Source organism: Streptomyces sp. NPDC056486 (genome assembly GCF_042795295.1).
GTDB lineage: Bacteria > Actinomycetota > Actinomycetes > Streptomycetales > Streptomycetaceae > Streptomyces.
In genome coordinates this window covers 1-8,912 of record NZ_JBHTSF010000253.1, presented here as the reverse complement: position 1 = coordinate 8,912, position 8,912 = coordinate 1, and the positions used below count along the sequence as shown (strand labels likewise).

General features: G+C 70.6%; 9 protein-coding genes, 1 tRNA gene and 1 pseudogene. 5 read left to right on the top strand and 6 right to left on the bottom strand.

From position 1 onward, the window contains the following. From ACFQ7F_RS43935 to ACFQ7F_RS43925, 3 genes are all read right to left on the bottom strand, one after another. A partial coding sequence (locus ACFQ7F_RS43935; protein ID WP_383284709.1) for an AroM family protein occupies positions 1-741 on the bottom strand: 741 nt, incomplete at its 3' end. Positions 742-761: 20 nt separating this feature from the next. Next, positions 762-2,444: an OPT/YSL family transporter gene (locus tag ACFQ7F_RS43930; RefSeq protein WP_383284706.1), complete on the bottom strand. Its 1,683-nt coding sequence runs from the start codon at positions 2,442-2,444 to the stop codon at positions 762-764. A 41-nt stretch (positions 2,445-2,485) separates the two neighbouring features. After that, complete coding sequence (locus tag ACFQ7F_RS43925; protein ID WP_383284712.1) at positions 2,486-3,478, bottom strand: DUF1177 domain-containing protein; 993 nt, start codon at positions 3,476-3,478, stop codon at positions 2,486-2,488. Between the two features lie 137 nt (positions 3,479-3,615). Between ACFQ7F_RS43925 and ACFQ7F_RS43920 the strand changes: the two genes are divergently transcribed. From ACFQ7F_RS43920 to ACFQ7F_RS43910, 3 genes and pseudogenes are all read left to right on the top strand, one after another. Beyond that, entirely contained in the window at positions 3,616-4,446 is an 831-nt protein-coding gene (locus ACFQ7F_RS43920; RefSeq protein ID WP_383284703.1) for an IclR family transcriptional regulator, read from the top strand. Positions 4,447-4,453: 7 nt separating this feature from the next. Then, positions 4,454-5,185 (top strand): dipeptidase PepE, encoded by a 732-nt coding sequence (gene pepE / locus ACFQ7F_RS43915; RefSeq protein ID WP_383284700.1) that lies wholly within the window; start codon positions 4,454-4,456, stop codon positions 5,183-5,185. A gap of 288 nt (positions 5,186-5,473) precedes the next feature. Further along, positions 5,474-5,662 (top strand): annotated as a pseudogene (locus ACFQ7F_RS43910) (IS630 family transposase); the annotation flags it as partial. Positions 5,663-5,711: 49 nt separating this feature from the next. On the opposite strand, the gene ACFQ7F_RS43905 reads toward ACFQ7F_RS43910, so the two are convergent. Beyond that, positions 5,712-6,440, bottom strand: a complete 729-nt coding sequence (locus ACFQ7F_RS43905) for an SDR family oxidoreductase (protein WP_383284697.1) — start codon at positions 6,438-6,440, stop codon at positions 5,712-5,714. A 76-nt stretch (positions 6,441-6,516) separates the two neighbouring features. Here ACFQ7F_RS43905 and ACFQ7F_RS43900 point away from each other — a divergent pair, with 76 nt between their 5' ends. Then, entirely contained in the window at positions 6,517-6,894 is a 378-nt protein-coding gene (locus ACFQ7F_RS43900; protein WP_383284694.1) for a MerR family DNA-binding transcriptional regulator, read from the top strand. A 216-nt stretch (positions 6,895-7,110) separates the two neighbouring features. On the opposite strand, the gene ACFQ7F_RS43895 is transcribed toward ACFQ7F_RS43900, so the two are convergent. Next, positions 7,111-7,184: transfer RNA gene (locus ACFQ7F_RS43895), tRNA-Pro, on the bottom strand. 196 nt (positions 7,185-7,380) lie between these two features. Further along, the gene (locus tag ACFQ7F_RS43890; RefSeq protein WP_383284691.1) at positions 7,381-8,307 is read right to left on the bottom strand and encodes a metallophosphoesterase; all 927 of its coding nucleotides are present in this window, start codon (positions 8,305-8,307) and stop codon (positions 7,381-7,383) included. 75 nt (positions 8,308-8,382) lie between these two features. On the opposite strand from ACFQ7F_RS43890, the gene ACFQ7F_RS43885 reads away from it, so the two are divergent. Beyond that, on the top strand, positions 8,383-8,847 hold the full coding sequence (locus ACFQ7F_RS43885) for a GatB/YqeY domain-containing protein (protein WP_383284688.1): 465 nt from the start codon (positions 8,383-8,385) through the stop codon (positions 8,845-8,847). The last annotated feature ends 65 nt before the right edge of the window (positions 8,848-8,912 follow it).

Sequence of the window (8,912 nt, the reverse complement as noted above, 5' to 3'; positions counted from 1 at the left end):
GTCCCGCGGGGCGGCTCCCGCGGACGCCGCCCCGCGGGCGGCCTCGGCCGCCAACCGGATCGCGAGGGCACGGGCCAGCAGGACGGGACGGCCCGCCGCCTCGGCCGCCGCGCGGCGCATCGACTCCGTGTAGCCGATGCAGTCCAGGACGATCCAGCGGCTGCCGGCCTCGGCGAGGCGGCGGGCCGCCGCCGCTGCCTGCGTGTGCGCGTCCGGTGCGTACGGGTCGCCAGGCTCCGCGCGCACGCGGCCCGGCAGCAGTACCGACCAGCGTCGCTCCACGTCCTCCCGCTGGGCGGCCAGCGGACAGACGATGCCGACGGGATCGTCACCGGTGAGGGCACGCACGCCCTGCTGGACGAGGGGTTCGGCGTACAGGAGGGGGCGGCTCGCGGGTACGGGCGGGAAGTTGCCCGTACACAGCAGCAGCGTCACCGCCGCGCCGTCCGCCTCGCACCGGGCGACGGCGTCCCGCATGCGTGGGGCGAGCGCGCGGTGGCCAAGGAGGACGGAGGTACCGTCCCGCAGCCGCGAGATGAGCGGTGGTTCACCCGGTTCGGGGGCCAGCGCGGCGCGCGTCGCCTCCCCTGCCCCGCCCTCGAAGACGTCATCGAACACGTCCTCGTCGAGAGCCCCGTGCTCGTACCGTTCCAGGCCGCTCAGCCACGGCTCGACGTCACCCGCCAGGTCGGCCCTGGGGGCCTGCCCGATGGTCACCATTCCGAGCCCTGTCGTCCCCATACCTTTACCGTCTCCTTGTCTCACAGAACCTTGTAGATCTGGCTCACGTCGTTCAGGGAACTGCCCGCCACCAACCCGGCGCCGACCAGGGCAAGGTCGTTGTCCGCGTCGGGCTGCGTGCTCGCCTTCGCCGACGGGCCCTCGCTGCCGCGTGCCTTCCAGCGGGAGTACGCGACCCGGACGGCGAGGGCGCCCAGCACCAGCCACCCGGCCTGTGGGGTGGCGACGAGGAGGCCGGTCGCCAGGAGCACGCCCATCTGGCGGGAGGAGCCGCCGAAGAACTGGATCAGCGCGCCGGGAATCGCCCACAGCGCCATCATCGTCAGCGCGTGCGTGTCGGTCAGGCCCGCCTTGATCGTGTCGACGTACACCTGGGCGACGGGGGGCACCCGGCCGTCCGAGAAGAACGGCTTCCAGGCGATCATGACGACCACGATGGCCACGGCGAACCCGACGAGCTGCGCGATGTACTGCTGGCGCCGTCCCGCCATTTCGTACGGGTGCCACGGCAGGGCCCCCTTACGCAGCAGCCACCCTGCCTTGAAGTCGAAGCCGACGTCCGCGAAAGCCGGTCCCGTGGAGGCGGCGTACCCCACCAGCAGGGCGAGCGGCACCATCGGGATGCCGAGGACGAGACCCAGGATCAGGAAGATCAGCGTGACCGCGAAGGCGGGGAACCAGCCCGAGTGCATCGCGGCAAGGCCCACGATGAGCTGGTGGATGAGCGCGGCCACGCCGGCAAGCAGCACCCATCCCACGAGGCCCCACCCGCCCATGTCGGCGGCGACACCACCCATCAGGGCGATGAGCAGGGCGCCCACCAGGAACAGGACGAAGCCCTCAAGGAGTCCGCGCCGCAGGCGGCCCCTGTCGACCGTACGGGTCTCCTCGTCGAAGACGTCCGCCTCCGCCGGGGGGCGCTGGGCTGCTGCGGCCCGGGAGCCCGACTTGCGGTCCCGCATCATAAGGACCGCCTGCAGCAGCGCGACGAGACCGGCTCCGATCATGACTCCGTGCGGTACGTAGTTCGCGCCCAGGTCGACGTGGAGGAGGCTCGGCGCGTACTGCGCGACCAGCAGACCGACGCCGAACATCAGCAGCGCCCAGATGTTGCCGAGGAAGGCGACGCCCGCCGCGCTCATCGGCAGCTTGAAGAGGGAGCCGACGACGCCGACGACCGCGCTGATCCCCAGCAGCCGGGCCTTGCGTCCGCCCTCGTCACCCGCCTTGATCGTCTCGGCCGCCGCGATGCCGGCGGGCCAGGACGCCGATGCGGGGAGCAGCTTCGAGTCGAAGACCCGGTAGAGGACCCAGCTGTCGACGAGCAGCCCGACGACCGCGCCGCCGAGCATCGGCCACACGAGGCCGGGCTTGCCGAGCAGGAACGGGACGGCGATCGGGGTGACCAGTGAGTTCGCGGCGGCGAACGTGGAGCCGGAGATCGCGGACTGGACAAGGTTCTGCCGGTGCGGATCGCGCATCCTCGCCAATGCGGAGAACGGGATGCGCCCGATGAGCATGGCGATCAGCGCGCCGATCACCGAGGTGTTGGGCGCGATGCCCAGAGAGGTGATCAGCACAAGGCCGATGACCGCGCCGAGCACGCTGAGGAGCACCGTCACGATCAGCGTGACGGGCTCCAGGGCTCTGGGATGTGACCGGGCCTGCGCGGCTTCTGCCGCCGGAGATGATGTGTTGCTCATGGGGGCTCCGTGCTCAGGTGGGACCTGCCGGCTGGGACGTCTCAGTCCTCGGTGGCTCCGGCGGTCGACTGAAGGCGCGTCATCGGGCCATAGAGGGCTATGAGGCGCTCGTACTCCTCCGGGTCGTGGAAACGGACGACTCCTCGTCCGTACTCCTTGGCGGCCTCGATGGCGAAGCGACCTGCCGCGGCGATGTCGCTCTCGTGGCTGGCGCCCGTGGCGCAGCCCGCGACGGCGGACTGGGCCGTCAGGGCGAGGCCCACGACGGGTGCGGAGGTGGCCACGCAGGGCTGCATGATCGAGTTGATGTGGTGCACCCCGTTGCCGTACGGGGTGATGTCCTGCGTGGTGATGGGCAGCACGCGTGCGGCCTCGCCCGTGACGGTCTCCAGGACGTCGAGCAGGTCGTCGCTGACCCGCAGGATCCAGCCCTCCTTGACCGTCGGCGACAGGGCGACGCCCCGGTGGTTGAGAAGCCGGTTGCCCTTGGTGGTGTCGATGGAGACGACGGCGTCCATGGCCTCGTCGATCTCCTGGCGGTTGCAGTCCAGGGTCGAGACCGGCGAGTCCATGAACGGCACGGGGTCGTGCGGCCGGGTCGGCGCGTCGGGGCATACATGAGTACTGAGGATCACGTCACCCTGGAGGACGTCGCCGCGCCCGTACATGTCGAGGAGCTTGGCGGCGGCCGAGAGGGCGGCGACGGCGCCGTCCGCGTCGGAGACGATGCCGGTGCGCTCGGGGCGGGCACCGACGCCGCCGAGGCGGCCGAGGATGCCGAGGGTGGGGGCGCCGCCACCGGAGCGGGCCCCCTCGCTGCCGGGAACGACGACCTTGACGAAGTCCGTGCCGCCCTTGGGGCCCTCCACGCGGGTCACCGACACCTCGACCTGCTCGAACACGGTGGCGGGCGCGGGGTGGTCCGCCTCCTTCGCCGCACGGCCGAGCACGCCCCGCAGATGGGCGGCGAGCGTGTGTCCGTCGGCCTGGGGGCGGTCGAGGAGTTCGATGACGTCGAGTACGTGCTTGAGCACGGTGGCTCCCTGGTGCGAGGCGGTGCGGATTCGCACACGCTCTCTCCGGGACCCTTCAGGATGCAACTATTTCCCTATATGCGAGAAAGCAAATCCAATATAGGAATCTGCTGATCCGAGATGGATAGGGTGCGGTGGTGACGACCGATCGAGGAGCACCACTTCAGACCGCGGACCGAGCGCTGCTGGTCCTGCTCGCCTTCTCCCACGACAGAGAGGAGTGGGGCGTGACCGACCTGGCGGCGGAGTTCGGCTGGGACAAGTCGGTGGCCCAGCGGCTCCTTGCCTCCCTCGCGCACCGCGGCTTCCTGGTGTCCGACGCCGTGACCCGCCGCTACCGGCTGGGCCCCGCCGTCTGGCACATGGCCACCGCCTGGGAGCGGCACAGCGGGATGGCCGGCCTCGTCCGGCCCGGTCTGCGCCAGCTGGCGGCGGCAAGCGGAGTGACCGCGCTGTTCGCCGTACCGGACGGGACGCATCTGCGCTGCGTCGAATCGGCCGACGGCACCTCCGGGCCGCTGCGCGCCTACCGGCTGACGGGCGAGCTGTATCCGGGGCACGCGGGCGCCACCTCGCGTGCGTACTTCGGGATGCTCGCGCCCGGGACGCGCGCCGCGCTGCTCTACGGGCGGCCCATGGCCAGCTTCAGCGAGCTGACCGTGACGGACCCGGCGGAACTGGAGGCACTGATGTGCCGGGTGCCATCGGACGGCTTCGCCTACTCGCAGGGTGAGTACGACCCGGCGACGGCCGGCCTCGCGGTGCCGGTGATGGTGCGCTCGCAGCCGGTCGGTTCGCTCACGCTCGTCGGACCGCACGAGCAACTCGACGGCAGAAGGGACGAGTTGCTCGCGACCCTGTACTCCGTCGGGGAGTCCCTCGGTGAGCTGCTCACCCCGCGCCAGGTGCGGGGCCGCCGCCCCGGCACCACCCCGCCGGCCCCCCGCACATCCCCCCAGAAAGGCTGAACCACCCATGAAGCTGCTTCTGCTGTCCAACTCCGCCGCGCCGGGACGCGCGTACCTCGACCACGCTCGCGAGGTCATAGCAGATCAACTGTCTGGCATCCAGGAGCTGTTGTTCGTTCCGTATGCGCTGGCCGACCACGACGGCTACACCGCGAAGGTCGCCGCCTTCATGGCGGAGCTCGGCCTGCGGGTGCGCGGCATACACACGGCGGACGACCCGCGCACGGCGGCTGCGGAAGCCCAGGCGATCTTCATCGGCGGGGGCAACAGCTTCCGGCTGCTCTCCGCGCTCCAGCGCGGCGGCCTTGTGGACGCGATCGCGCGGCGGGTGCGCGCGGGCGCGCCCTATATGGGGTCGAGCGCGGGCACCAACATGGCCTGCCCGACCCTGCGTACGACCAATGACATGCCGATCGTCGAGCCCGCGTCCTTCGCCTCGCTCGGCCTGGTCCCCTTCCAGATCAACCCGCACTACCTCGACCCCGACCCCGCAGGGACGCACATGGGCGAGACCCGCGAGGAGCGGCTGACGCAGTTCCTGGAGGAGAACGACGTGCCTGTCCTCGGGCTGCGCGAGGGCACCTGGCTCCGACGGGACGGTGACGCGCTGACGCTCGGCGGAATCGCGGCGGGGGCCCGGCTGTTCACCGCCGGTGCCGAGCCTGTCGAGTACGCGCCGGGCGCCGATCTCGGCGCATTGCTGACCAGCGAGGCCCGTTTCGACAGCCGCAAGGCCTGACGCCACACCGCTGCCGGACGGTGGGGGGCAGCTCGACGACGCGCGCTACGGGCCGAACGGCAGCGTCCGCCCCGGCGCTGGCCCGGTTCGGCCCCTGTGCGCCGAACCGGGCCTCGCCCCGTCGCCGAGCATCCGGGCCCCACCGCCCCGTCGCCGAGCATCCGGGCCTCACCGCCCCGTCGCCGAGCATCCGGGCCTCCACCGTCCCGTCGCCGCACAGCGCCAACCGCGCTGCCGAGACAGCGGTAGAGGAGGCCACGGCGTTGCGCTCCGCCCGACGCACGGAACCTGGACAAGCCCGGCCACCGCTCAAGGCTGATCTACCGGCCACGCAGAGACGACGGCCGACGCGACGGGCGCATGAGCTTCTCCTGGCGCGCCTACCGGTACCTGCTGATCGCCGCCCACCAGCAGTTCGGCGGCCCGATCGTCCTGGTCTGGGACAACCTCAACGTTCTCAAGCAGAGGAGTTCGAGAGGCCGATGGAGAAGCAGCCGACCGAAGTCCGTGCGGCCCGAGGGGCCCCTCAAGCCGCCGTCAGCGCCGCCAGGGCGCGGTCCATTGCGGCGTTGAACTCTTCCGGCGTCAGCGGCAGCCGGGACTTGATGTCCCGACTCCACTGGTCGGCGAGGACCTCGGCGGAGCCCGCCTCGACACCGTCGAGCGCCGCGTCGGCCAGGTCCGACGGCGCGATCTTGTCCACGGGCCAGCCCGCCGCCATGTCGGTGTCGGCCAGGCCGAGGTGCACCGCTGTGACGAGCGTGCCCTGCTCGGCGAGTTCCAGGCGGACGCCGTTGGTCATGGCCCAGGCGGCGGCCTTGGTCAGGTGGTAGGCATTGGCGCCCGCGCCCCCGAACCACGACATGGCGGAGAGGACGTTGACGATCGCGCCCCCGCCGTTCCTGGCGAGCGCCGACGCGAACTCCCGGATCATTCCCAGGTGGCCGAACATGTTGGTCTCCAGCTCGTGCCGCACCGCGTCCAGCGAACCGGTCACCAGGTCGGTCCCCGTCTGGATCCCCGCGTTGTTGATGAGCAGCGAGACGTCCGGGGCGGCCTCGGCTGCGGCCCTCACGGATGCGGGATCGGTGATGTCGAGGGGCAGCACCTCGACCCCGGGCAGGTTCACGGTCTCCGGTCGGCGGGCCGTAGCGTAGACCGTGCGGGCGCCCCGTTCGAGCAGGCGCTGGGCGAAGGCGCGGCCCAGGCCGCGGTTGGCTCCGGTGACAAGGGCAACTGAGTTGTTGATGTCCATGGCCGGTACGCTAAAACCTGACGCTAACGTCAGAGGCAAGTGCTGGTCCTCAGGGCCAGGGGTGAGAGGAATCACCATGACCGTCACAGTGGCCGCAGCCGAGCGGTTGATCCGCATCGGCGAGGTGGCACGAGGCGCCGGCGTCTCAGTGCGCGCCGTGCGCTACTACGAGCAGCAAGGGCTGCTCATCGCGGAGCGCAGCCCGTCCGGCCAGCGCCTGTACCGGCAGGACGCCATCCCCCTGGTGCGCTTCTTCCAGCAGATGTTCGCCGCCGGCCTGACCAGCCGAAGGATCGCGGAACTCCTTCCGTGCTGGGACTCCGGGCACACCGACGCCGAGCAACGAGCCATGCTGCGAGCCGAGCGCGAGCGCATCCAGGCCAAGGTCGACGACCTGCAGGCCGCCCTGTACAGCCTCGACGAGGTCATCGCGATCACGGACACGCACCCGTAGGCGCGGTCGGCCAGACGTCTCATCAGCGATCTGACCTCGCTGCATCCGCGATCTCCGGTGCATGCGCTCGATGTCTTGCTGGGAGCGCGTCAGGGGTGACGTTAGGGGAGTGAGTTTCCTTGATCCACTCCCCGTTTACTCCCCAGCAGGCCACACAACGAGTCAGGGCCAGCTCCCTCAATTGAAGGAGCTGGCCCTGACCTGGTGTTTCAGCTGTCGGGGTGGCGGGATTTGAACCCACGACCTCTTCGTCCCGAACGAAGCGCGCTGCCAAGCTGCGCTACACCCCGATGTCGTTGCTCCACTGGCCCGCTGCGCAGGTCGTGGCGACATCGATTACTTTAGCGGACCGGCGCCCGGAGACGAAATCCGGTTTTCGCGACCCCGGGGGCTCCGGGCTCCGGGATCCGGGGGATCCGGGAGATCTGGGCGATCCCGTACTGGAGCCACTGGAGCCCAAGGGCCAGCCCCCAGGCCCCGCGCCCCTCAGCCCCGCGCAGTCAGCGTCAGCAGTGTCGCCTCAGGGGGGCACGCGAAGCGCATCGGGGTGTAGCGGTTCGCGCCGCAGCCTGCTGAGACGTGGAGGTACGACGTGTTGCCCTCCGACTCGTGCGACGACAGGCCCTTGACGCGCTTCGCGTCCAGGTCGCAGTTGGTGACCAGCGCTCCGTAGAAGGGGATGCACAGTTGGCCGCCGTGGGTGTGCCCCGCCAGGATCAGGGGGTAGCCGTCGGCCGCGAAAGAGTCCAGGGAGCGCAGGTACGGGGCGTGCACGATGCCCATCGAGAAGTCGGCGCCCGCGTCGGGACCGCCCGCCACCTGCGCGTACCGGTCGCGCTTGATGTGCGGGTCGTCCAGGCCGGTGAGGCCGATCTCGTAGCCCTCGACCTTCAGCGCGCCCCGCGTGTTCGTCAGGTTCACCCAGCCCGCCGCGTCGAAGCCGTCGCGCAGGTCCTCCCACGGGTTGTGGATCACGCCGACGGCGGGCGGGTTCCCGTTCAGGCCGTGCTTGCCCTGCGACCTCTCGACCAGGTAGCGGGCGGGGTTGCGCGGCTTGGGGCCGTAATAGTCGTTCGAGCCGAAGACGTACGCCCCGGGGAACTGCATCAGCGGGCCGAGCGCGTCCAGCGTCTCCGGCACGCCCTCCGGGTCGGAGAGGTTGTCCCCGGTGTTGATCACGAAGTCGGGGCGAAGGCCGGCGAGCGAGCGCAGCCAGCGCTGCTTCTTGCGTTGCCCGGACACCATGTGGATGTCCGAGACCTGGAGGACTCTGAGCGGCCGCATCCCCGGCGGAAGGACCGGAACCGTGACCCGTCGCAGTCGGAAGAGGCGGGGCTCGATGCCCACCGAGTAGACCAGACCGGCGGCGGCCGTCGCCGAAATTCCCAGAGGTACTGCGTATCGCGCGCGCATCCACCCATCGTGTCAGACCCGAAGGCCCCTTAAATCAGCGGGCGTCGGGCCGTACGCACCTGCGACAATCACCGCATGACCACGCTCAAGTCGAAGCTCCAGGAAGATCTCACCGCCGCGATCAGGGGGCGTGACGAGCTGCGCTCCTCGACGCTCCGACTGACCCTCACCGCCATCACGAAGGAGGAGGTCGCGGGCAAGACGGCCCGCGAGCTCTCCGACGACGAGGTGCAGAAGGTGATCGCCCGCGAGGCGAAGAAGCGCCGTGAGGCCGCGGAGGCCTTCGCCAACGGCGGCCGCGCCGAGCAGGCAGAGAAGGAGAAGGCGGAGGGCGAGATCCTCGCCGAGTACCTGCCGAAGCAGCTCTCCGAGGACGAGCTCCAGGCGATCGTCGCCCAGGCCGTCGAGGAGGCCAAGGCCGCCGGCGCCGAGGGGCCGCGTGCCATGGGCCAGGTCATGAAGATCGTGAACCCGAAGGTCGCGGGCCTGGCTGAGGGCGGCCGCGTCGCCGCCGTGGTCAAGAAGCTGCTCGCCGGCTGATCAGGTAGACCGGCTGATCAGATAGAGCAGCGAAGGTACGCGTGCGTACGTGAATGAGGGCGCCC

Coding starts and splice junctions, on each gene's coding strand:
- ACFQ7F_RS43890 (WP_383284691.1), bottom strand. CDS start 8,307: ATGCGCGCGCGATACGCAGTACCTCTGGGAATTTCGGCGACGGCCGCC.
- pepE (WP_383284700.1), top strand. CDS start 4,454: ATGAAGCTGCTTCTGCTGTCCAACTCCGCCGCGCCGGGACGCGCGTAC.
- ACFQ7F_RS43930 (WP_383284706.1), bottom strand. CDS start 2,444: ATGAGCAACACATCATCTCCGGCGGCAGAAGCCGCGCAGGCCCGGTCA.
- ACFQ7F_RS43905 (WP_383284697.1), bottom strand. CDS start 6,440: ATGGACATCAACAACTCAGTTGCCCTTGTCACCGGAGCCAACCGCGGC.
- ACFQ7F_RS43900 (WP_383284694.1), top strand. CDS start 6,517: ATGACCGTCACAGTGGCCGCAGCCGAGCGGTTGATCCGCATCGGCGAG.
- ACFQ7F_RS43885 (WP_383284688.1), top strand. CDS start 8,383: ATGACCACGCTCAAGTCGAAGCTCCAGGAAGATCTCACCGCCGCGATC.